This is a genomic window from Ruminococcus sp. AF17-1AC (genome assembly GCF_003461385.1).
GTDB classification, from domain to species: Bacteria; Bacillota; Clostridia; order Oscillospirales; family Ruminococcaceae; genus Hominimerdicola; species Hominimerdicola aceti.
The window spans coordinates 123,062-147,104 of record NZ_QTWZ01000003.1 but is presented as its reverse complement, the minus strand read 5'-3'; the positions used below and the strand labels follow the sequence as shown (position 1 = coordinate 147,104).

Here is a 24,043-nt window from a genome sequence, read left to right as displayed (position 1 = left end):
TTTTTATAGAACTCGTCTGAACTGCTTTTCGATATCTCTTTTGGTGAGGGTTATCATAACAGGTCTGCCATGAGGGCAATATCTGATATTTTCCTGACCATAAACGGCGTTTACGAGCGCCTGCAATTCTATTCCGCTGTTGGTATCGTTCGCCTTTATTGCCGCTTTGCAGGCGATAGAATGGTAGAGGTCGTCAAAAAGCTCTATTTGCGGATTGAGTTTATTCTCGATAAAATTCTTTGCAAGTTCGCTGATTATATCCGCAGGGTTATCGTCACCAAGAATGATAGGCACGCCCTTTACTGCAACAGTTGGCGCAACGTCAGGCTCTATCTCAAAGCCAAGCTGTGACACCTTATCGAGGTTTGCGGTGAGAGCGTCATACTCGTCATAGGAAAGCAACACCATGATAGGCTCTAGAAACATTTGCGTTTCAAGCTGTTCGGCATCGCTTTTTATCCTCTCGAAAATATATCTCTCATGGGCGGCATGCTTATCCATAAGTATCATTTCGTCGCCCACCTGTGCCACAACATAGGTCTTGAAAAGCTCGCCCACCACAACCGGCTTCGGCTTTTCAGGCTCTTTCTCCTCCACGATAACGGAAACAGGCTTTTTCTTTGTGAAGCTTTGAGCGTCGATAAACTTGAAAGCTTCTCCGCTCTGCTCCTCCGGCTCTTCGGGGAGAGGCATCTCGCTTATCGCCTTGTTTATCTCCTCCACTGTCACCTTATGGGGCTTCGGCTCAGGGCCTGAAAGCTCTGTAACGGCTGTTTCTTTCTTTGCAGGCTGTTCAAGGCTTGCAAGGAACATATCGTCACTGCCGCTGAGCTTTTCTTTTTCTTCCTCAGTTATGCTCCTGCACTCCACAGTTTTAAGCGTTGGTGCAGGCTTTTGATAGCTGTACGAATTTTCGTACTGTTTCTCTGCCTGCGGCTTTAGGGCAGGTATATCAGCCTTTGAGGCAGCAGGCTTTTGACTATTATCCTCCATGGCGAATTTAAGCTGGACGCTGTTATCTTTTTTAGGTATATCAAAAAGCTCTCTGTCGGTGAAATTACGCTTGTTGTCAAGGTGCATCTCATTAGGTCTGTCATTCTTCATAAGGGAATTTTTCACTGCAAAGAACACAGCCTCGTGCATAAGCTTTTCGTCTGAAAAACGCACTTCTATTTTAGTAGGGTGGACGTTCACATCTATGGTATTCGGTGGGATATCAATATAAAGCACGCAAGCCGGGAATTTTCCCGTCATAAGAAGATTTCTGTAGGCTTCTTCAAGTGCCGCCGCACAAGCCCTTGATTTCACATATCTTTTGTTCACAAAGAAATTCTGAAAACGTCTGTTAGGCTTTGCAGACAGAGGCTTCACAGTGAAGCCTGTTATGTGCATACCCTGCCATGTATAGTCAACTTCAAGCATGGAGTTTGCAAAATCTCTGCCATAAACTGAATAAACCGCGGAATATATCTTGCCGTCCCCTGCTGTCAATATCTCAACTTTATTATCCCTGATGAACTTGAATGATATCTCAGGGTGTGAAAGGGTAAGCTTTGTAACAAGGTCTGCGGCAAAATTGCCCTCTGAAACGTCCTTTTTCAGAAACTTCAGTCTTGCAGGAACATTATAGAAAATATCCCTCACAACGAAAGTTGTGCCGTCAGGACAGCCGCACTCTTCGCAGGTCTTTTCCACTGCGCCCTCGATAACATAATGCGTTCCATAATCCTCCTCAGGACGTTTCGTAAGCACGTCTACCTTGGATACGGCACAAATAGAAGCAAGTGCTTCACCTCTGAAGCCGAGGGTCATAATACTGTCAAGGTCATTTTTTGCTGATATCTTACTTGTTGCATGACGAAGAAAGGCTATAGGCAGATCATCTTTTGAGATACCCTTGCCGTTATCCGTCACTCTTATATAGGTGCGGCCACCGTTTTTTATCTCAACTGTTATGACGTTCGCACCTGCGTCTATTGCGTTTTCAAGAAGCTCTTTTATTATTGAAGCAGGTCTGTCTATTACCTCGCCTGCCGCAATAAGCTCGGAAACTTCCTTGCTCAGAACTTTTATTTCTGACATTTTTCTATCCTTTTCTATGGCTCTTTCCAAAAGCCGCCTGTATGAAAATTCTCCTTGCCTGTTGGCTTTGCTGTCAAGTGGAACATGACACAGCCGTCAGGACAGACGATAGTTTTTGTATATTTGCTGTCGCCGCCTATCTTAGTGAGATCTCCTCCGCTGCGGACAGCTTCCATAATGGGATAAAGCATCATCATTGTTTTACTGCAAATGCCATAGCCGTTCTTATTCACAGGACAGCCATAGGCGCAGAAATATTTATCCCCTATCTCCTCGCCGTTTCGGCAATATCTTTCCGTATGGTCGCCACGGAGAAATCCCGTGACCTCTATTTCAAACTCGTACTCCTCGTCATACCACTTTTTCATGACGCTCACCTAAACATATTTCAGCAAGTCTTTCACAAAATCTCTAAGCTCGTTGTCGGTCATTTCGTCTATGTTAGTCTTTCTCAGCCTGTCGGTAACGATGCTGTCGCTTATTTTGTCAAAGGATATCTGGTCGCTTTCTATCTGCTGAGCGGCAATTCTTGCCTTTTTGTTTTCCGCTTCAAGCTGTTCGAGAAGCTCTTTGGCTCTGTTTATTATCTTGTTTGGCAGACCCGCAAGCTTTGCCACCTCTATGCCGTAGCTTTCGTCAACTCCGCCCGGAACTATCTTTCTAAGGAACTTGATACTATCCCCCTGACGCTTTACTGCAACAGAGAAATTTCTCACGCCGTCAAGCTCTTTTTCAAGGCTGATAAGCTCGTGATAGTGGGTAGCAAACAGGGTCTTACAGCCCATTGATCTGTTGGTGGAGATGTACTCTGACACTGCCCTTGCAATGGAGATTCCGTCAAATGTGGAAGTACCTCTGCCCACCTCGTCGAGGATAACAAGGCTGTTCTTGGTGGCGTGCTTTACGATATCTGCAACCTCGCTCATTTCCACCATGAAGGTAGACTGACCTGCGGTAAGGTCATCAGAAGCGCCTATTCTTGTGAAAATCTGGTCGACCACAGATATTTTTGCATAGTCCGCAGGCACAAAACAGCCTATCTGAGCCATAAGGGTGATAAGAGCAACCTGACGCATATATGTGGATTTACCTGACATATTTGGACCTGTGATGACAGCCATTCTGTTGCTTGTAAGATCAAGATATGTGTCATTAGGCACGAAAACCTCATCTTTCTGCATAAGCTCAACAACGGGGTGTCTGCCGTTTTTGATATCTATAATGCCGTCAATGGCTATCTCAGGCTTTGTATAGTTATTGTTCACCGCCGCAGTTGCAAACGAGCAAAGCACGTCTATCTGCGCCACTGCTGTGGCAGTTTCCTGCACAAGTCTGAGCTGTGTGGCTGCAAAATCTCTTATCTCCGCAAATATTTCCTGCTCAAGAGTTGCTATCTTATCGCTTGCACCGAGGATAGTGTTCTCTGCGACTTTAAGCTCGTCCGTGATAAAACGCTCGCAGTTGGCAAGGGTCTGTTTTCTTATATAGTTGTCAGGCACAAGGTCATAGTAAGACTTTGTTACCTCGATATAATATCCGAAAACTCGGTTATAGCCTATTTTCAGATTTTTGATACCCGTTTTTTCTCTTTCACGCTCTGCGATATCATCAATTATACCCTTGCCTCCTGAGATTATATTTCTCAGTCCGTCAAGCTGTTCGTTGAAGCCGTCTTTGATAACGTTGCCGTCCTTGACATTAACAGGCGGTTCGTCAACAATGGCGTTCTCAACAAGGTTTGAGATAGCTTCAAGGGTGGATATTTTATTGTTGCAGTTTGCAAGAAGCTTTGAATCAAAACCTTTGAGAAGCTCCTTTATCTCAGGGAGTTTAAGTGCTGTCAGCGATAGTGATTTAAGATCTCTAGGGGTAGCGGTCTTATACATGACCCTTGTCATAAGTCTTTCAAGGTCATAGACTCCTCCCAGTATCTCTTTTAGCTCGCCAAGTTCAACAGGCTTCATTGTGAGCTGTTCAACAGCGTCAAGTCTGTCGATTATCTTTGCAGGATTGACAAGGGGCTGTTCAAGGAAGGACTTGAGCATACGCTTGCCCATTGAAGTTTTGGTATGGTCAAGCACCCACAGGAGAGAGCCTTTTTTCTCTTTATTTCTGAGAGTTTCTGTAAGCTCCAGATTTCTTCTTGCAGTGAAGCCGATAGTCATGATAGGGTCGGCGTCATGCTTTATTATCTCGGAAAATCTGCCCACCAATGCTTTCTGTGTATCGTGTATGTATGCAAAAAGTCCGCACACCGCAAATGCTGCAACTGTGTCAGGCTTAACGCCAATAGATTCAAGGCTGTTTGTGGAAAACTGTTTCAGCACCTCTTCTGTATGTATCTCAGGGGAAAAATCGTTCTCCTCCAAAAGCTGAACGCTGGTCTTGAGCTTTTCTCTTATGAAGCTTGAAAGCTCTTTATTTGACAGAAAAGCGTCATTTATAAGTATCTCCGCAGGGGAAAATCTCGACAGCTCATTTATAGCCGAGCTTGTCATTTCCTTGCCCTCAAACTCAAACAGATGCACCTCGCCTGTGGAAATATCCGCAAGACACAATGCGCTTTCCTTGGCTCTCATATAAAATGCACAGATATAGTTGTTGGACGTTTCATCAAGCATACTGCTTTCGATAAGCGTACCAGGGGTGACTACTCTTATTACCTCTCTCGGCACTATGCCCTTGCACATGGCAGGATCCATGGTCTGCTCGCAGATAGCCACGTTGTAGCCTTTTTCAATAAGCTTTTTCAGATAAACGTCGCAGGCGTGGTGAGGCACACCGCACATAGGCGCTCTTTCTTCAAGTCCGCAGTCACGGCCTGTCAAAGTAAGTTCAAGCTCTCTTGACGCAATGATAGCGTCATCAAAGAACATTTCATAAAAATCTCCCAGTCTGTAGAACAGTATATGGTTTTTATATTTGTTCTTTACTTCAAAATACTGCTTCATCATTGGTGACAGCTTTGAAAAATCTATATCTTTGGTTTCCACTCAAACTCACTCCGTTTCATATATTTATCCACGCACATATCCCTATAGAAATTATCCGCCCCAGTCTGAAGTGGTCTTCAGATTCGGGCAGACGGGGGATAAGCTCCCCCTGACTGTTATTCGTTTTTTGATACTGTCTTAGTGACAGCCGCCGCATGATGCGCAGCTTCCTGAACAGCTATGAGGAGCTTCCTCTGGGCAAGTCATTGGATCTTCGCCGTTTGCAGCCATTGAGATGATATAGTTTACAGAGCCGAGGAGCTTATCCATAACTTCTTTAGCTTCGTTAAATGCGATCATCTTAGGCATAGCCATGATCTCGTCATAAAGCTCTCTGATCTGAGTGTCAAGTGCTGTCATCTTCTCGCCGTCCTTATCAGGCTTCTGCATCTCAACGCTGAGCTGTGAACGGAGCTGATTGAACTCGCCTATTTTGTTCTGTATCTCAACATCTGTATCATTGATAGAACAAGCCTCCATATAAGCCTTGTATCTCTCGTCTTCCTGAATAGCCTGTCCAAGCTTTCTTGTCATTTCAATTACATCCATGGTAATTCTCCTTTAAATATTATTCAGCTTTCGCTGTTATTTATCTTCAACAAGCTCGCCTCTCAAAGCCCAGTTCATTGCCTTTGTTATGCGAACCTGAATGAATTTACCGATATATTTTTTATCTGCTTTCACCTCGACGATCATATCCTCGTCGCTCTTGCCTGTGAGATAATCAGCGCCGGTTCTGCCCTCGCCTGTTGGCAGCACGGTTACAGTTCTTCCCACAAATCTTGAAAGCCACGCTGTTGACACCTCTCTCTGCTCCAAAAGCAGTTCTCTCAGCCACAGACCCTTCTGCTTATCTGAGATGTGATCCTCCATTTCGGCAGCCTTTGTGCCGCTTCGTCTTGAATACACAAAAGAATAGATATTATCGTACTTTACCTTTTTGATAAGCTCCTTAGTTTCGCAGAACTCCTCGTATGTTTCACTTGGGAAGCCAACGATAAGGTCTGTTGTGAATGAAAACTCAGGGTCTTTGCTTCTGGCATAGTCGATTATTTTCAGATAATCCGCCGTGGTATAGCGGCGATTCATAAGCTTTAGTATCCTGTCTGAGCCTGCCTGCACAGGAAGATGCAAATGCTTGCACACCTTTTTGCACTCAAGTATAGCGTCAATAAGCTCATGGCTTGCGTCCTTTGGGTGGCTTGACATAAATCTTATGCGGAAGTCCCCCTCTATCTTGTCAAGCTCTCTCAAAAGCTCAGGAAAACCATAACTGTATGAATTAACGTTCTGACCAAGCAATGTTATTTCCTTATAGCCGTTTTTCACAAGTGCTTTTACCTCTGCGATAACGGACTCAGGCTTTCTGCTGCGTTCTCTGCCTCTGACATAAGGCACTATGCAATAGGTGCAGAAATTGTTGCAGCCATACATGATAGGCACGAACGCTCTTATCTTATCGTCACGAAGCTGCAAAAAGTCCTCGTTTATGTCAACATGATTTTCTGACAGATTAAAAATCCTGTCATGCTTTGATATTATCTCCCATAGCATATTGTACATATCGTTGTATGCAAAAGTTCCGAAAACAAGATCCACCTGACGATAGGTCTTTTTTATCTTCTCGGCAACGTGCTTCTGCTGAGCCATACAGCCGCAGATACCTATAATAAGCTCGGGATTGTTTTCTTTGAGATGTTTAAGGTCGCCAAGCTTGCCGAACACCTTGTCCTCGGCATTTTCTCTTACCGCACAGGTATTATACAGTATAAGCTGAGCCTCGTTCACATCGGACGTGAACTCATAGCCCACCTTTGAGAGCATACCTTTTATCTTCTCGCCGTCGCTGACGTTCTGCTGACATCCGTATGAATGGATAAGGGCAAGTGGCTTGTGACCGCAAGTTCTTTCGTATTCACCAGACCATTGGAGCAGCTTCTGCGGAGCGGTTTCCTCATTTATTATTTCCGAAAAATTCTCAGTCATTGATATCCTCATTTCATTTCGTACATTCCCTTTAATTATAAATCTTTTCAGGCTTCTTGTCAAGCGTTTTGGGAGCGAGGCTATTTCAACTTCCGTGTTGATGTTAACAAACATTTCACAATCAACAAGATTTTACTTCTACAAAACATCCCCCTTGAATTTATACATAAATAATGCTATACTTGATACATTATAAAGTATATAGGATGTGATGAAATGCTTGGCGTGTGTATGGCATTGATCGATGATGAGGAAGATAAAAGTGATTTTGAAAATATAGTAAATAAATATGAACGAAAATTATATCGTGAAGCCTTTAAAATTCTTAATTCACACGAATTGGCAGAAGAAGCCGTTTGGGAGACTTTTTACAGGATAGCAGAAAATTTTAAGAAAGTTCACAATTTGCCTGTGTACAAAATGGACGCTTATTTGATTATAACTATTAGAAGGGCATCATATCAGATCTACAACAGGGAGAAAAAATATTTTGAAAATGACTCATTTGAGGATTCTGAATATGTGCCGGATATAGCTAAGCTTAATGAGTATGATATTTCTGATCTGACTAACGCTATTGGTCAGCTTGAAGACAAGTATAAAGCTGTTATCACTTATTTTTATTATTACGGTCACAACGCAAATGAAACCGCTGATTTAATGGGGATATCCAGAAATACAGTATATAAGTATCTGAGAAAAGCTGAATCTATTTTATTGGAGAAGCTGAGAGGTGCAAACTATGAACGAAAATGAAAATTTCTGCAAAGCGATCGAACAAGCTGTTGTGCTGCCATGTGCAAAAGAAATGCAGCTGATATCTGATGAAAAATGTGATTTTTCATCAGCATATAGAAGAAGGATCCGCAGATTGACCAAAGATCAAGATAAAACACCCCATTCATTGATAAAGACGACCTTGCAAAGGATGATATTCATAATTGCCGCAATGCTTATGATCGGATCGATAACAGTAGCTGCTGTTCCACCGTTAAGAGAATGGTTTGTTGGTTTGTTTGCAAGCAGCAATGATAATAATACTGATGTCTGGAATGTACATGGGGATGTTCCTGCCGATGATCTTACAGATGTTTGTGTGTGTTGTGAACCAACATATATCCCGAATGGATTTGCTGAACAGGACCGAACTCAAGAAGAAACTATGCTTATCATTGATTATTCTTCTAATAATGAATTTATCGAGTACACTCAAAGCAGTATATTAACGAATAATCAGATAGATACGCAAAACAGGACAACTGAAAAGGTATCGATAAATGACAATGACGCTCTGCTGTCTTACGATGCCGATACATCAACTATTGTATGGACTGATGGCAGATATTCTTATACAATAACCGGAGATTTGTGTAAAAGTGACATAATTAAGATGGCTGATTCGGTAAACTCTACAAAATAAAATATTTTTCTGAAAAAGTGTGTACAAATTCACTCAAGCTTGTATCTTACTATATGAGGGGACAAAATCTTGAGGAAAGGAGTGCACATTTTTTATGCAATAATAATAAAAACAAGTACGTGCAATTGTGAAAACATACAAACTTATGTATTTCAATCAGCCATTTTCACTGCTTTTTCGGTTTGTATAATTGAAAGCTGCTGAGTTCAATGAAGATGTGAATATTCATTATGCACAATTACCCATTGCAATAATTGTGTGATATGATGAAATTTAATTTTATTTGCAACAAAATTACCCAAAAAACACTCTTATATTATGAAAGGACGTTTAATATGAAAAAGATCGTTAAGAGAATCGCAGCTATGGGTGCTGCTGTTATGATGATGAGTTCTATGGCTATTGGGGCTAGTGCGGCAAACTCCTACGATCTGCACTATACTAAAGGAGCTCCGTCATCAGATAACGTTTGTGAGAAATGGATGTATGGTATAAAGGCACAGAATAATGGCTATTTAAAATCCACCTGCAAATCCATAAATACAAGTGGCAAGTTTAGTGTCTTAGCAATGGATACAGATCTTCAAGCCATACTATTAATTGTGGTTCTTTCGATATCTGGAACAAAGGAACAACAAATTGGAAAAATTCTAATTATAAGAAGGGTTATTCTTATGATGTTGTTGCTGAATTTGGAGTGTCTGGCGGTTACACAAATATTTCAAAGTATGTTTCAAGTGCTTCTGCGTCAGGAAGTTTTAACTAAAGAATAGTATTTTGAGCCGCTGCGGATTATCTTGCTGGTAATGACGAGCGGCTCTTACTTTAGAGGATAAATTATGATGAAAAAGATTTGTATTTTGGTTGTTACGGTGTGCATGGTACTTTCAGCGTGTTCAAACAAAACTAATAATGTAAAATTCAGTGAATTTAATTCTGAATATGTGCCTGTAAATGAAATAACAGATACATATTCAAAAGCCCTCAAATTGGAGTATGCTCATTTCACTATTCGTGACAGTGTAAGAATAGCTGATGTGAGTTCAGTTAGCAGAACGTTATATAAGCCGTCGGACGGTTTTCTGTTCAATAAAGAGCAGAGATTTATAGACTATTTAAACGGCAGTCCTGTTGATCTTAGCAAAATAAGTGTTAGCAGTGACGATATGGGTGGATATCATCAGCTTAACGCCGAAGGAGGTTATCCCTACTTTATTGATTATGATGGTGGCTCGATAGTATGGATCAAAGACGAAGATGCTGAGGCTTTTTTTCTAACTAATGAAAACATTACAGTAAAACGATATTATTGTTGCAACACCTTTGATGATGAGAAATATAAGCTTAAAGACTGTGAAATGTCCATAAGTGAGGCAATAGAAAAAAGTGCTGAATTTTCAGAGGGACTGAGAAAAATTGGCTACCCACAAATGTCGCCTTTTGAGATCAGAGTTGAGAAAATAAACGATACTTATGCGTTCAGAATAGATATGGTGCAACAGGATAACGGAGTACCGTTGAGAGCAGCTAACAGTGGCTTTGAGGGCAGGGAATCCTCTGTCAATGATGTTTTCACAGGTCGATTGAGCAAAATAAATTCAAATCCAGCGGGATACACAGTGCTTATAACTTCTTCGTCCGATATAGGTTGTTTTAGAAATAATGAAAATGTATTTTGTGAATATGAAAAAGAGAATATCGACAAGGTGATAACACCATATTCTGCACTTAGATATATTGATGACAATTTAAGTGATAATTCCAGTTACGAGGTGGATTACATAGTTCTTGAAAATAAGATATACTGGGTGGACTCTGAAACGGGCGTATATTCAAGTACTCCAATGTGGACAGTTTCACTCTATAGCCCTATTGAGGAAAAATTATACTATGCTTTGGTAGATTGTGAAACGGGTGATTTTTCATTTTATTCACAAAGCAGTGGTGATATAAATTTGTAATTTTACAATATAGATCGGAGTTGATAAAGTATGGATAACAGCATAAAAATATAAGGCGATACCGCATAACTCTGTCAAGCGGTCTTTGTGCGGTATTGCCTTGTATTATAAGAAATCAAAGGAGCAACAAAATGAAGCTACATTTAAAAATAACAAGTACGATTTTATGCCTGTCGCTGTTATTCTTGTCATCTTGTGCAGAGACACCTGAAAGTGTTAAGAAAGGATCAAAAAATGAAAACACTGCGACTCAGGGATATGCTCTCACTTCGCTGGATGAAATGAGTAAAAAGAAATCGGAGTATATAGATGAACTTAAAAAGCTTGAATGTGACAATATGAATTTCAGTGATATCCTTGATATAGATATTCCGCAGAAGATAAAAACAGGAGATTTTATATGTCCTACAGGTTTTGAGGATAATTACAAGGAAATATTCACACATTATGATGAAGATTTCGATGAAGCAAATATTACGAATGACGATACTACTTACCCAACAGGTCCGAGCTATGAGGATAAAGAAAAGGGTCTGCAATTGTCGATCGGATGTACCGGATTTTTTTCGTATCAAAAGGTTTTTGATGTGCAAAAATATTACAATGAATCCGAATTCGTCAAGACGTTTCCATACTCCGAAGCTGTGGAAAGCTCAGAAAAATATAAGCTTGTTGGCAGTGAAGGAGAGCTATCTGTGCCTGAGGCTGTAAAGTTAGCACAGGATTTTGCTGATGATTTTACAAATTTCTGCAATTATCCCAATGATCTGTCAGTATCTAGAATAAGCTTGTATGAATGTTCGGACGGCTATTTTTATATGGCAAATTATACTCAGTCCGTATCTGACGTAAATATTTTGGAATATGCAGGCTATGATAGCATTGACGAAAATATGATCGTGTCCTGCGCTTTCGCATATATCTGCGGAAGCGAGGTCAATAATTTTGTCACGAACTCATACTTTGAAGAATATAAAATCGACGGTGAATTGACGAGTACATCCGATCCTGTTTCTGCCGCTAAATGTTTAAGTGATACTTTAGCAACAAATATGAAGTTGAACGTCAAGCGTATAGCTATTGAATACTGTATGATTAAAAAAGGTAATATTGAGAAAAGCACAGGAGATGAAGAAACAGACCGTGAAAAAGCTCCCTGGGCAACTTACTGCTCGTATGACATATATGAAGCTGTTCCATGCTGGGTGTTTTACTTTGACGAAACTCCGAACAAGGAAATTTATGCAACCATAAATTGTAACGATATGAATGTTTCTTTTGTTAATAATCAAAAAGGAAACGTATAACACAATAAAATGTGACCTGAGCAAAAGCGAAAATTACCATTGACTTACTGATGTTATCACATATGAGGAAGGAAGTTGCTTATGAAAAATCTAAAATTACTTGCCGCAGCGGTGGCTGTCGTTCTTGCAGGCTGTGCGCAGACACCTGACAGCGTAAGATCCTCTGCCGAGAAAGACAGTAAAGAGAGAAATGAGATCACAGCTATACAGTACATATCTTCCAACAAACTCAGTGATGACATAGACAATGCTCTTGATAAAAGCTATACTCAATTTGATCTGAGAGAAAATATCAGTGTAAAATTGCCCGAAGATTACTGTGAAGTCGATTTTACTCAGATATCGGATTATGAGGAAAATTACGAAAAGATAATGACCCGGATTTTTGGCAAGGATGTTCTCGACCGTGAGAATACAGTTCATGATGAAACCGGCGACGGCATGGTAAGTTACAGCTTTAGCGACGATGACGAGAAAATGTATGGCTGCGTTGGAAATAACGGCTTTATCTGTTTTGCCAAGCCCTCAGCTTTTGATAATCTCTTTAACGGCGGAAACAGAGTCAAGATCTATCATATTGACAGAGATGACGATCTTTCAGACAGCTATGAACTGGACGGAACTTCAGTCACGATCAAGCAGGCAGCTGATTTTGCTCAGGAATGGCTCGATAAGAACTATGCCGATCTTGAACCTGACTTGGAGATAGCCGTTAAAACTATAATTGTAAGACAAAGCGATCAGGGCATTTACTCTTTTGATATCCATGCGTCTAAAAAATACAACGGAGTATTGCTTGACGATCTTGTGCAAATGACAGATACGTCTGATGAAAGTATGTCGAAAATGAAATATATCACGCAGGGCATATATATGCAGATGTTTAAAAGCGACGAGATAGGCAGCCTTACTAACGGCAACGGTATCTTGATACCAAAAAAAGAAAGATCTGTTGATAAGATAATTTCCCTGTCAAGTGCAATGGGGTATATTGAAAATACTTTTACAGATTTTAATGAGAAAATGGAGATAAGTGCCATTGACCTTAAATACACACTCACCCCTCTTAACGATAATAAAAACGGTCAAAGCTGCTACGATGCAGGCATAAAATTTGACAGCCATTTGGTCTGGGAGTTTGTTATGGATGTTCCCGAAAATGAAATACCAGTAGGTGATGAATATTCATCGGCAGGCAATATTCAGCGATTTATTTATCTTGACGCTGAAAGCGGCGATCTTGATTATGAGTTTGATATAAATATGCTTATGCAGTGAGGTAGATCATGAAACAAAAGAAGTTTATGACGTTTTCGTGTATCGTGTTTTCTGCTGTTATTTTTCTGACTTCCTGTGGGGAAAATAAACCACAGTCGGATCTCTCTGCTGTTGACAGCGTGTCAAATATGCCGGAGAGCACCGTGTCAAAGCCAAGTTCGGAATTTGAGAACATAACTGTGGAAACAGAAAAATATGAGAATGAACAGCTTACATTCACATATGAGGGCAAAAGCTATACATTGCCGCTTTCAAGAGATAACTTTAAAGACGATATAGTTTATTATCCTGGATCAAAGCTCCACTCAGAACAGATCATAAACAATAAGCTTGGTGAAAAGGTCACTGCTGTTCTTACCGTTGATGATGGAATAACTAAGATCAAGCTGTGTGATGTTATAGGTCAAAACGGCAAAGTTTTTTCAAACAGCGGCGGCATTTGTACTATGACAAGAACGGGCGGATCTGCCTGTGAATTTACAGATCCACAAAGAACATTAAAAGCCGACCTGAACGATCTTATAGTATATCAGGAAATAAACTATCCCGATGAAGTCGATGATGTTGTATATGTGGGGTATCTTTTCAAGGACAATAATTTTATCCTTAATCAACTGTATGTTGCCGAATATGACGAAAATGGAGAGAAAAACTATGAAGAACAGCTAAACCGTGACCTCCCCAGCTTTTTCGGCACAGTACAGACCATAGGCGACAACATGGCCGAAATTAAGCTCACAGACAAAAAGACAGTATGCACAGTGCCTACATATTATTGCGACGGTGAGCTTAGCGAGGGGCTTGAAGTCATGGTGATACTCGACAGCTCCACAGATCTTTTCGGGAGCGGAAAGTCGGAGAGTTTTGATTACGCCGTTATCTGCACCGACCCTGCGGAGTATGACCCCTCAGGGCATGAGTTTGGAACGCTCGCCTACGCCAAAGCTGACAGCAATAATCTTGGTAGGTTTATCTACACCGAGATCGGAGATATAGAGAAATGAAACTAAAACTTCTAAACGCAATAAAATGTGACCTGAACAAAAGCATAATAAACATAGGCTTTGCAGGTGCGGTGCTGCTGACGACAGTGCTTGCTTTCACCTCCTCAGCCTATACAGACCTTGCCACCGATAAATCATATTCGGTGTTCGAGTCACTTTTCACCCTCGATAAAAATATCCTCCGCACCGACCCAATGCTGTCCTCAGTGCTGGTTTTCAGAAACGGACTTTCGGGATATATCACAATGTTTTTGCCTATTGTCGTGGCATTCCCTTTCATGGTGTCTTTCTGTGCAGAGCGAAATAACGGACTGATGCGTTTCACCATATCTCGCACAGGCAAGCTAAGATATTATCTTTCAAAATTCATATCCGCACTTATCTCAGGCGGATTTGCCGTTATGCTAGGTATAGCTGTTTACGGCATAGCCTGTGCAGTGCTTTTTCAACCACTTTCGAAGTTTGACGTATCAGCCGACCAGCTTCAATACATAATGCAAGACAGCACAGGTAGAACCATAATCAAAATGCTTGCGGTAGCTTTCGCATATGGTGCAGTTTCCACACTGCCTGCGTTTTTCCTAAGCTCATTCTGCAAAAATCCGTATATCATAACCTGCCTGCCTTTTATGCTCAACTATGTCCTCACAACAATGCTCAATAGGATAATAGACGCAAATCTTTTCAACGATAACTTTGATTTTGATAGAGCAAACGCCTTTTATCCAAGCTCTGTGACGAATTTTCTGTATATACAAAGCTTTGACAGAAGTGCAAAGTGGATAACTGCGGTGAACTGTTCGGGGGCGATCGTTGCCCTGCTGGGATTTATTATCGTGATGAATTTGCGCAAGGACAAGGGGGTGTAGGTCAGCTATGATGAAAAATTTCAGCCTTAAACAAAGCTTTTTCTGTGCAAGGGCGGAGTTCATAAAGTGGGTATGCGACGCACGAATGATAATCCTGGGAGTGCTTCTTATCTTCATTTACAGCTTTGCTATCGAGCCTCTTAAATCAAACGCAGAGCTTATGGGCGAGCCGCTGAATATCCTTGAGCCTTTTATCGCCATAGCTAATTCAGGTGCGATACTTCTTATCATACCGCTGGTTTTCCTCACACTTATAGCAGATTTTCCGAAGATAGACACCAACACAGTTTTCTACATAATGCGTGTGGGCAGGCTGAACTGGCTGTTCGGACAGCTTTTGAAGCTCATTTTTATGGCTTTATCTTATCTTGCAGTGATATTCTTGGGCGCAGTGCTTCCAATGCTTTCAGACGGTTTTTGGTACAACGGCTGGAGCAACGTGGCGACAAAGTTCGCTTCACGCTTTCCTGAACATTCGGGCAATTTCGGTGTGCAGCTTCTCCCTGAAAATCTCTACAATCAGCTCACAGTATTTTCAGCCGCAGTGCAAAGCTACCTGCTCGTGTTCGCATACCTTATGATAATTGGGCTTATCCTGCTGAGCTTTTCACTTGTGAAACACAAAACTGTGGGCTTTGTCCTTTGCGGAGCAGTGATATCTTTAGGCACAGCGTTCTGCTCCATAAAGACCACGCTTATGTGGACAATGCCAATGGCGAACAGCATAATATGGCTGCACTACACAAAATATTTCCGTGAGCCTGTTATGTCAATGAGTTTTTCGGTCAGCTATCTTGCCATATTTATAGCGGTACTGCTGGCGTTCTGCTTTATCGCCATAAGAAAATTTAATTACGACAATGTTGCTGAGATAGCAAGTTAGGGATTAGGGGGACAAAATGGATATCATCAATGTAAATGACGTATGCCTTACGCTTGGCAAAACGGAGATACTAAAGCACATAAATGTGTCCTTTGAGGAGGGCAAGATACACGGACTTATCGGGCGAAACGGCAGTGGAAAGACAATGCTTATGAAGTGCATATGCGGCTTTATCAAGCCCACGAGCGGTGAGATTATCGTTGACGGCAAGCAGGTGGGCAAGGACGTTGACTTCCCGAAAGATATGGGTATCATTATTGAAACACCTGGGTTTATACCTTACTATTCGGGCTACAAGAACTTAAAGCTTCTTGCGGGGCTTAACAACAAGATAGGTAAAGATGAGATAAGAAACAGCATGAGGCAAGTGGGGCTTGACCCTGATTTAAAACGCCACGTCCGCAAATACAGTCTAGGTATGCGGCAGCGTTTGGGACTTGCACAAGCTATCATGGAAAACCCGAAGATACTTATTCTCGACGAGCCTTTCAATGGTCTTGACAAGGACGGAGTAAAAGAAATGCGTGAGTACCTGCTTTCATACAAAGAGCAGGGCAAGACTATTCTTATATGCTCACACTCTGCGGAGGACATTTCCGTGCTGTGCGATACTGTGCATGAAATGGATAAGGGTGTTATTGAGGGGGTAAGGTGACATAGACTGAGTAAGTATGGATTCGTACAAACAGATATCAGGAGCCGATATTGATAGGTTAAAATTAGGACTGTTCTGAATAGAATAAGCTTCCACAGATTTTTTCTGTAGCAGCTTATTTTTTTGTTTATGCTATTCATTCTTGCGAAGATATCCGTCATCATCATATTTCTTAGCTATATGCTGTGCAGTTTGCCAATCGCCCCATTTGTCTACAGCCTTATCCCAAATTGTCATATATTACAACATGTTTTCTGAAAAAGTTTACATTTATAAACATGGAAGTTGAAATAGCCGGGAGCTAAGAGCCAAACAGGTCGCTTTGCAAAACAAAAAGGGGCAGAAAACTCCGCCCCCATAGATCACATATTATCCCTGAGCTTCGCCCTGACCCTCTGTATCATTTTCTTCCTTGCAGTGGGGTTCTTCAAGTCCTCTTGGGAAAAATTCTACTGTCGGGAATGCTATCTTTTCAAACATTTCGCATGGGCTGTCACTGTTTGTGGAACACTCCTTGCCAGGTACGCAGTAATCATATACAGGCACCATTATAGGCACAGGTCTTGACAACTGAATGATAGCGAAAAGTCCGATAGTGATAAGAACGTTCTTTTCCTCGCTTGGTGCAGGCTCTGCGACAAGCTTTGCGTCAAGACACATTGGCGCTGCTACGCTCACAGAAGCGCAAGGCATTGCCGCTGTGCAGCAACAGCATGAGCAGCCGCTTGTAGGCGAGGTGGTGACGACCTGATCGGCTTCGCAGGTAGAAAATCTCTGTGTGCCACCGTCGCTGCCGAAAAGAATAACTTTTTTTGTGAATGATGAGGTGCCGTAAACTACTGTTGGAGCTGCGCCTGCCGCTTCATATGCTTCTATCTGCGCCCTGAATGTGTAAGTAACGTCAACTGCGTAAAAGCCGTGGTTGAATGCCACCGGAGATATTGCAAAGCTTACGTCTGTCACGTCGATACAAGTGCTTTTGATATAAGCCGCAGCGTTTATCACGGTCTGGTCTGCCTCGCTGAATGTAAACGCAAGATCCTCCAGACAATCCTGTGACGAGCATGAATCAAACACACGCATTGCCTCGATACACATTGCTTCCTTGAAAGGTTTGCCGTTAAAATCGCTCATAGTAAGTCCTCCTATAAATCAAATCATGGAAGTTTTTTTTACTTCGCTATATTCTATTCGGCAAAAGGCTTTTGTGTGCTTAAATTTCTGAAAATCCTCTCATAAAGCAAAAAAAGCCCTGCGCATGAACGCAGAGCCTTTGGATACACATAATCAGGTGTTCTTGTCTACCTGATGAAATTTCTTCAGATTGCCTATCTTTTCGTTTCTCTCGTCAAGGACCTTTTCCACGTCAGACCACTCAAGTCCCTGATTTGCCGCAAGCACCATAACGTGATAGAGAAGGTCGTTTATCTCGTTTTTCAGCTCGTCATTGTCGCTGTTTTTAGCAGCGATAACTGTTTCTGTAGCCTCTTCTCCCACCTTTTTGCAGATCTTGTCTACGCCCTTGTCAAAAAGATAAGCTGTGTAGCTGTTCTCCTGAGCCTTGCCTGCTTCATAGTCAGCTTTACGCTGTTTTATTACCTCGAAAATTTCCTGATAAACTGTCATTTTATTCTTCCTCCGTATTATATATCTCATTGAAAAAGCAGCTATATGAGCCTGTATGGCAGGCTGCGCCTGTCTGCTTTACGTTAAGGAGCAGGGTATCGTTATCGCAGTCCGCATAGATAGATACCACCTTTTGCAGATGACCGCTTGTTGCACCCTTGTTCCAATATTCCTGTCTTGATCTGCTCCAATACCATGTATAGCCTGTTTCAAGTGTTTTTTTCAGGCTCTCCTTATTCATATAAGCAAGCATGAGCACAGTCTTTGTGTCAACGTCAAAGGCGATAGCAGGTGTAAGCTCGCTTTTTACAAAGTATTTGTCCAGATCGTTTATATCAACTTTTATTGGGTTCATTATTTGTCCTTTCTGTTGCCGTCTTGGTCGAAATTATCTTTGAGTGCTCGTTCTGTTGGTACTATCGTCCAGCACAAAACTACCACCTGTATCACTTCAGCTATGCACATTATCACAGTCGCCTTGCCGCTGCTCATAAAGAAATATGGAACACAGACCAATGCCGAAATTATCGTCATGACCGCTCCGACCTTTACCCACAGACGTCCGCAATAATTGTGGGCAAAATCCCACGTTTTCTGATTTTTCATTGACATAGCAGTGCGATAGCCCACCAAGCCGTTGATATCTTTCGGTGTATGCTTATACATCAGATAGCCGCACAATACCATAAGCACTGGTATAAACAAAGTAAATACGATATTGAAAACAATCATTATGCTCACCTCACGATAATTCCCTTACTCCTGCAATCGTCCTTTACCTGTCCAACTGTCAGCTCTTTGAAATGGAAAAGGCTTGCGGCAAGAGCCGCCGAGCAGTCTGTTTCAAGGAAAGCGTCAGCAAAGTCTGAAAGCTTTCCTGCTCCGCCGCTTGCGATAACAGGTATCTTTACAGCACTGCACACAGCTTTCAGCATAGGCAGATCAAAGCCGCCCCTTACACCGTCTGTGTCGATAGAATTAAGGCATATCTCACCTGCACCGAGCTGTTCGCACTTTTTAACCCAGTCGATAAGATCCATTCGCATATCCACTCTGCCTCCGTTGATGTAGACCGTCCACTTGTTATCGCCGACCTTCTTTGCGTCAACGCCAACGCAGATGCACTGACAGCCGAAAATATCTGCGCCGTCTTTTATAAGCTGAGGATTCTGCACTGCCTGAGAGTTCACAGAAACCTTGTCTGCGCCTGCACGGAGAGTATCTCTTATATCGTCAACAGTTTTGATACCGCCTCCAACAGTGAGCGGTACAAATACCTTTTTTGCTGTTTCACGAACAACGTCAAGCATAACTCCTCTGCCTTCGTGGGAGGCTGTTATGTCATAGAAAACTATCTCGTCTGCACCCTGAAGATTGTATTCATATGCGCATTCAACAGGGTCACCGACTTCTTTTATGCCCTCGAAATTTACGCCCTTTACTACCTTTCCGTCACGCACATCAAGGCATGGTATAATTCTTTTTGCAAGCATATTATTTTACCTCCTGTGACATTTTCGCAAAGTTTTCAAGTATTTTTAGACCGGTCTTTCCACTCTTTTCAGGGTGGAACTGACAGCCGAAGATATATCTTCCGTCCGATACCACCGCAGGGACTTTTGAGCCGTATTCGCAGTAGGCATACAGATTTTTATTATCGCAGAAAGCCTTGTATGAGTGTACGAAATAAACATACTCGTCATCACCCAGACCGTCAAAAAGAGGACAATCGTGGTTATACACAAGCTTGTTCCAGCCCATGTGCGGGATAACGAGGTCAGGCTCGTTTATCTTGTCAACATAGCCGCCGATAAGGCCAAGACCCTTGCACTCCTCAAACTCATAGCTTTTCTCGAAAAGAAGCTGCATTCCAAGGCATATGCCAAGGAAAGGCTTTATTTTAGCCTGCTCCTTGATAGTGTCGATAAGACCGCTAAGGCCGAGCATATTCATTGCCCATGGGAACGCTCCCACGCCGGGGAGGATAATTGCGTCGGCTTTTTCGATATCTTCTTTTTTGTCTGTGAGCTTGTTCTCAAAACCAAGATAGTCCAGAGCGTTTTTTACAGAGAATATATTGCCTGCACCGTAGTCGATTATTGCTATCATTTAAAGCACTCCTTTGGTGGATAAAACTCCTGTTCCTGTTATTTTTACAGCGTCCTTCAAAGCGTGAGCCACTGCTTTGTACATTGCTTCTGCAATATGGTGGTCGTTCTTGCCGTACTCCTCACGGATATGCAGTGTTATGCCTGAGTTGAATGCAAAGGCTCTGAAAAATTCTTCCGTCAGGCAGGTGTCATACTGACCTATCCTGTCGTCATGGAACTCAGCATTGAACGCAAGAAAAGGTCTGCCACTTATATCCAGTGAGCAGAACGCCAATGCCTCGTCCATTGGCACAAAAGCCGAGCCATATCTTGCAATGCCTGCTTTGTCGCCCAATGCTTCCGCAAAGGCTTTGCCCAAGCATATGCCAACGTCCTCAACTGTGTGGTGTCCGTCAACATAAAGGTCGCCTGTGCACTCAACGTCCATGTCTATTCCGCTGTGAACGCCAAGGGCTGTAAGCATATGGTCAAAAAAGCCTATGCCTGTGTTTACACTTACCTTGCCCTCACCGTCAAGCTTCACGAACACCTCTATATCAGTTTCCTTAGTTTTTCTTTTTATTTCCGCTGTACGCATTTTCATCACCTTTACCGCTTAAAATCTTACCTTTATTGCATTTGCGTGAGCCGTCAGACCCTCTTTTTCTGCAATAAGGACGATATCGTCCTTTGCTTCTCTGAGAGCGTCCTCAGTATAGTATGTAAAGCTTGAACGCTTCTCAAAACTGTTTACTGACAGCGGCGAGAAGAATCTAGCTGTGCCGCTTGTTGGAAGAACGTGGTTAGGGCCTGCATAGTAGTCGCCAAGAGGCTCGGAAGCATACTGACCAAGGAATATTGAACCTGCATTATCAAGTCTGCCAAGATACTCCATAGGGTTTTCAAAAAGCACTTCAAGGTGCTCAGGAGCAAATCTGTTTGCAAGGTCGCAAGCTTCGTCCTTTGTATTGCAGATAAGGATAGCGCCGTAATTTTCAAGAGAGCTTTCGATTATCTCTTTTCTTGAAAGGCTCTGCACCTGTCTGTTTATCTCTTCGATAGTTCTGTCTGCAATGCTCTCGCTTGTTGTAACAAGGATAGCAGAAGCAAGCTTGTCATGCTCAGCCTGTGACATAAGGTCAGCGGCAATGAACTTAGGGTTAGCCTTTTCGTCAGCCATAACAAGTATCTCGCTCGGACCTGCCACCATGTCGATATCAACAACACCATAAAGAAGCTTCTTTGCTGTTGCAACATAGATATTTCCGGGGCCTACTATCTTATCGACCTTTGGTATCTCCTCAGTGCCGTAAGCAAGGGCTGCGATAGCCTGTGCGCCTCCGCTCATGAACACTCTGTCAACTCCGCAAAGAGCAGCTGCCACAAGGATATCCTTATTTGGTGTGCCGTCTTTAAGAGGTGGGGTCACCATGATTATCTCCTTAACGCCTGCTATCTTTGCAGGAACTGCATTCATAAGCACGCTTGATGGATAAGCTGCTGTGCCGCCCGGAACATAAAGACCAACTCTGTTAAGTCCTCTTACCTTCTGACCGAGAATACAGCCGTTATCCTTAGCGTTTATAAAGCTCTGTGACTTCTGTCTCTGGTGGAAATCTGTGATGTTCGCAACTGCGTTGAGCATTGCGTCAACAAAGTCCTGATCTGCCTCTGTGAGAGCGTCATTTATAACATCTCTTGGAACTTCATAATACTCTGGGAGCTTGCCGTCAAACTTTTCTGTATAAGCCTTTACAGCGTTGTCGCCACCCTCTCTGACAGTTTCGATTATTTCATTAACAACGGCTGTGACCTTCTTATTTGTTTCGCCGCTTCTCTTTTCAAGCTGCTTGAAAAACTCTACCTCGTCTTTGCCGTTGACAAAAATCTTCTTTATTTCAGCCATTTCAATACTGTCCTTTCCGTTTATATAAACTACTTGTCGATATTTTCTTCAACAAGCTTTACAAAATTCTCGATCTCCTGCTGGCGCATTTTCATGCTTACCATATTTACGATAAGCCTTGCAGAGATAGGGCAAACGTCCTCGATGACTTCAAGACCGTTTTCTTTAAGTGTCGTGCCTGTTTCAACGATATCAACGATACCGTCTGCAAGCTCAAGGAGCGGTGCAAGCTCAACTGAGCCTTCTATCTTGATGATGTCAACGTCCATTCCCTTTGCTTCAAAAAATCTTCTTGTGATGTTAGGGTATTTTGTTGCAACTGTCTTGACATCAAATCCGCCGTAGAACTTTGAGCCTTTCTTTGTGGCAAGTGCAAATTTACATCTGCCGAAGCCGATATCAACAAGCTCAAAGAACTTGCCCTGCATTTCCATGATAGTGTCCTTGCCAACAACGCCCATATCGCACACGCCATGCTCAACGTATGTGATAACGTCGTTTGCCTTTGCAAGCACAACTTCAAGGTTTCCGTCAGGTACAGGAAGAATAAGCTTTCTTCCCTTTTCTCTTATTGCGGTACAGTCATAGCCTATCTTCTCTAAAAGACCGACTGTATCCTTTTCAAGTCTGCCCTTTGTAAGAGCTATCCTAAGGGGTCTGTTCATTTTAACTTATCCTCCAAACTTATATATCAAGCTCTGTTATCTCGCTGCCAACGACCACAAGCTTCTTTATTCCCTTTGATTTTGCGTAAGCCTTTGTTTCATCGAGGGTGTTGAAAAGCGAGTTTTCAACTGCCAGACCCTCTCTTACGAGCGTCTGAGCATATTTCATTGCTTCAACCACATAGCCCTTTTCGCCAAACACAACTGCGTCAGGAGTTCTGAGCTTTGGTGCTCCGCCTAGCTTTTCGATATGTCTTGCAACAGAGTCAACGCTTATGCCGAAGCCCACCGCCGGGCAATCGTTGCCGAACTCTGCAAGAAGTCTGTCATATCTTCCGCCTTTAAGCACCGACTGACCGACCTCTGAAAGATAGCCCTTGAACACAATGCCTGTGTAGTAATCCGCATGGCTCACGATGCCAAGGTCAACAGATATCTTGCCCTCATAACCAAGGCTTGAAAGTCTGGTGTAGACCTCTTTAAGGTTATAAAGTATGCCTGTTATCTTATCGTCAGTATAAATATCGGCAGCCTTGTCGAACACCTCAACACCTCCGAAAAGTCTTGGGAGCTGTCTGAGCGCGTTAGTCACCTGATTGTCGCCCACTTCGTCAAGAATATCGTTAAGTGCAGGATAGTTCTTTGCAGAGATAAGAAGTCTAATCTCCTCTCTTACTGCGTCGTCAACGTCAAGCTGAGCCACAAGCTCCTTGAAATATCCGATATGACCTATCTCAAGTCTGAAATTCTCCTTATCAAAGCTTGAAAGGGCTTCAACAGCAGTGCATAGCACCTCGTAATCTGCTCTCTTGGAATTTTCTCCGCCAATAAGCTCGATGCCTGCTTGAACTACCTCGTCTGAACGTCCTTTGAGCAGGGAGTTATTTTCAAAAATGCTCTGATTGTAGTATAGTCTAAGGGGAAGCTTTGCCCCCTTTAGTCTTGTGGAAGCAAGTCTTGCTATGGGTATCGTGGAATCAGGACGCATAACGATAAGTCTGCCCTTTGAGTCTGTGAGCTTATAAAGGCTCTCCTGCTGGAAGTTTCTCGAGCTTCCCATAAACAGATCGTAAAACTCTATTCCCGGTGTTACCACCTCGCTGTAGCCAAAGCCCTCAAACAGCTTTGACAGCCTGTCCTCCACCATTCTTCGTGCCAGACAGCCCTCAAACAGCAGATCTCTCGTACCCTCAGGGGTTATAAGATCATATCTTTTCATACACTTTTCCTTCCTGTATATAAATTATAGATTGTACTTCTTATGTTGACGCTTGAATAAATATCCGCATAAACACACATTTAAGTGAATTGTAGGGGG

25 protein-coding genes are annotated in these 24,043 nt (G+C 42.4%); 10 read left to right on the top strand and 15 right to left on the bottom strand.

The annotated features are described in order from the left end of the window. Positions 1-3 precede the first annotated feature (3 nt). The 5 genes from mutL to miaB form a co-directional block, all read right to left on the bottom strand. On the bottom strand, positions 4-2,082 hold the full coding sequence (gene mutL / locus DWW81_RS03490; protein ID WP_117896757.1) for a DNA mismatch repair endonuclease MutL: 2,079 nt from the start codon (positions 2,080-2,082) through the stop codon (positions 4-6). 14 nt (positions 2,083-2,096) lie between these two features. Next, positions 2,097-2,450 (bottom strand): TIGR04076 family protein, encoded by a 354-nt coding sequence (locus DWW81_RS03485; RefSeq protein WP_117896665.1) that lies wholly within the window; start codon positions 2,448-2,450, stop codon positions 2,097-2,099. Between the two features lie 9 nt (positions 2,451-2,459). After that, positions 2,460-5,075, bottom strand: coding sequence for a DNA mismatch repair protein MutS (gene mutS / locus DWW81_RS03480; protein WP_117896666.1), 2,616 nt, complete (start codon positions 5,073-5,075; stop codon positions 2,460-2,462). Positions 5,076-5,213: 138 nt separating this feature from the next. Beyond that, positions 5,214-5,624 (bottom strand): YlbF family regulator, encoded by a 411-nt coding sequence (locus DWW81_RS03475; RefSeq protein ID WP_022287374.1) that lies wholly within the window; start codon positions 5,622-5,624, stop codon positions 5,214-5,216. 36 nt (positions 5,625-5,660) lie between these two features. Then, the gene (gene miaB / locus DWW81_RS03470; protein WP_022287375.1) at positions 5,661-7,061 is read right to left on the bottom strand and encodes a tRNA (N6-isopentenyl adenosine(37)-C2)-methylthiotransferase MiaB; all 1,401 of its coding nucleotides are present in this window, start codon (positions 7,059-7,061) and stop codon (positions 5,661-5,663) included. A gap of 231 nt (positions 7,062-7,292) precedes the next feature. On the opposite strand from miaB, the gene DWW81_RS03465 reads away from it, so the two are divergent. The 10 genes from DWW81_RS03465 (at position 7,293) to DWW81_RS03420 (ending at position 16,438) form a co-directional block, all read left to right on the top strand. Next, complete coding sequence (locus tag DWW81_RS03465) at positions 7,293-7,817, top strand: sigma-70 family RNA polymerase sigma factor (RefSeq protein WP_181982654.1); 525 nt, start codon at positions 7,293-7,295, stop codon at positions 7,815-7,817. After that, on the top strand, positions 7,804-8,481 hold the full coding sequence (locus DWW81_RS03460) for a DUF4367 domain-containing protein (RefSeq protein WP_117896668.1): 678 nt from the start codon (positions 7,804-7,806) through the stop codon (positions 8,479-8,481). Before DWW81_RS03465 ends, DWW81_RS03460 begins: the two co-directional genes overlap by 14 nt. A 335-nt stretch (positions 8,482-8,816) precedes the next feature. After that, entirely contained in the window at positions 8,817-9,254 is a 438-nt protein-coding gene (locus DWW81_RS03455) for a hypothetical protein (RefSeq protein ID WP_117896669.1), read from the top strand. Between the two features lie 66 nt (positions 9,255-9,320). Continuing rightward, a complete protein-coding gene (locus DWW81_RS03450; protein ID WP_117896670.1) occupies positions 9,321-10,442 on the top strand; it encodes a hypothetical protein in 1,122 nt (373 codons plus the stop codon). Between the two features lie 281 nt (positions 10,443-10,723). Further along, a complete protein-coding gene (locus DWW81_RS03445; RefSeq protein ID WP_147338956.1) occupies positions 10,724-11,749 on the top strand; it encodes a hypothetical protein in 1,026 nt (341 codons plus the stop codon). 81 nt (positions 11,750-11,830) lie between these two features. Continuing rightward, on the top strand, positions 11,831-13,027 hold the full coding sequence (locus DWW81_RS03440) for a hypothetical protein (protein ID WP_117896672.1): 1,197 nt from the start codon (positions 11,831-11,833) through the stop codon (positions 13,025-13,027). Positions 13,028-13,035: 8 nt separating this feature from the next. Continuing rightward, positions 13,036-14,031, top strand: coding sequence for a hypothetical protein (locus DWW81_RS03435; protein ID WP_117896673.1), 996 nt, complete (start codon positions 13,036-13,038; stop codon positions 14,029-14,031). Further along, positions 14,028-14,900, top strand: a complete 873-nt coding sequence (locus tag DWW81_RS03430) for a hypothetical protein (protein WP_117896674.1) — start codon at positions 14,028-14,030, stop codon at positions 14,898-14,900. Before DWW81_RS03435 ends, DWW81_RS03430 begins: the two co-directional genes overlap by 4 nt. Before the next feature lie 7 nt (positions 14,901-14,907). Continuing rightward, the gene (locus tag DWW81_RS03425) at positions 14,908-15,783 is read left to right on the top strand and encodes a hypothetical protein (RefSeq protein ID WP_038672009.1); all 876 of its coding nucleotides are present in this window, start codon (positions 14,908-14,910) and stop codon (positions 15,781-15,783) included. Between the two features lie 16 nt (positions 15,784-15,799). After that, on the top strand, positions 15,800-16,438 hold the full coding sequence (locus tag DWW81_RS03420; protein ID WP_117896675.1) for an ATP-binding cassette domain-containing protein: 639 nt from the start codon (positions 15,800-15,802) through the stop codon (positions 16,436-16,438). 369 nt (positions 16,439-16,807) lie between these two features. Here DWW81_RS03420 and DWW81_RS03415 read toward each other — a convergent pair whose 3' ends face one another. The 10 genes from DWW81_RS03415 to hisZ form a co-directional block, all read right to left on the bottom strand. After that, positions 16,808-17,572 (bottom strand): hypothetical protein, encoded by a 765-nt coding sequence (locus DWW81_RS03415; RefSeq protein WP_117856585.1) that lies wholly within the window; start codon positions 17,570-17,572, stop codon positions 16,808-16,810. A gap of 153 nt (positions 17,573-17,725) precedes the next feature. After that, positions 17,726-18,064: a phosphoribosyl-ATP diphosphatase gene (hisE, locus tag DWW81_RS03410; RefSeq protein ID WP_117896676.1), complete on the bottom strand. Its 339-nt coding sequence runs from the start codon at positions 18,062-18,064 to the stop codon at positions 17,726-17,728. A gap of 1 nt (position 18,065) precedes the next feature. Beyond that, on the bottom strand, positions 18,066-18,419 hold the full coding sequence (hisI, locus tag DWW81_RS03405) for a phosphoribosyl-AMP cyclohydrolase (protein ID WP_117863226.1): 354 nt from the start codon (positions 18,417-18,419) through the stop codon (positions 18,066-18,068). After that, positions 18,419-18,796, bottom strand: coding sequence for an SdpI family protein (locus tag DWW81_RS03400; protein ID WP_117896677.1), 378 nt, complete (start codon positions 18,794-18,796; stop codon positions 18,419-18,421). Before DWW81_RS03400 ends, hisI begins: the two co-directional genes overlap by 1 nt. A 5-nt stretch (positions 18,797-18,801) precedes the next feature. After that, entirely contained in the window at positions 18,802-19,557 is a 756-nt protein-coding gene (gene hisF, locus DWW81_RS03395) for an imidazole glycerol phosphate synthase subunit HisF (protein WP_117856588.1), read from the bottom strand. Between the two features lies 1 nt (position 19,558). Continuing rightward, positions 19,559-20,173, bottom strand: a complete 615-nt coding sequence (hisH, locus tag DWW81_RS03390; protein ID WP_041337171.1) for an imidazole glycerol phosphate synthase subunit HisH — start codon at positions 20,171-20,173, stop codon at positions 19,559-19,561. Beyond that, on the bottom strand, positions 20,174-20,752 hold the full coding sequence (gene hisB / locus DWW81_RS03385) for an imidazoleglycerol-phosphate dehydratase HisB (RefSeq protein WP_022287382.1): 579 nt from the start codon (positions 20,750-20,752) through the stop codon (positions 20,174-20,176). A gap of 18 nt (positions 20,753-20,770) precedes the next feature. Continuing rightward, a complete protein-coding gene (gene hisD / locus DWW81_RS03380) occupies positions 20,771-22,060 on the bottom strand; it encodes a histidinol dehydrogenase (protein ID WP_022287383.1) in 1,290 nt (429 codons plus the stop codon). Positions 22,061-22,089: 29 nt separating this feature from the next. Further along, the gene (hisG, locus tag DWW81_RS03375) at positions 22,090-22,725 is read right to left on the bottom strand and encodes an ATP phosphoribosyltransferase (protein WP_022287384.1); all 636 of its coding nucleotides are present in this window, start codon (positions 22,723-22,725) and stop codon (positions 22,090-22,092) included. A gap of 19 nt (positions 22,726-22,744) precedes the next feature. After that, positions 22,745-23,944 (bottom strand): ATP phosphoribosyltransferase regulatory subunit, encoded by a 1,200-nt coding sequence (gene hisZ, locus DWW81_RS03370; RefSeq protein WP_117896678.1) that lies wholly within the window; start codon positions 23,942-23,944, stop codon positions 22,745-22,747. Positions 23,945-24,043 lie beyond the last annotated feature (99 nt).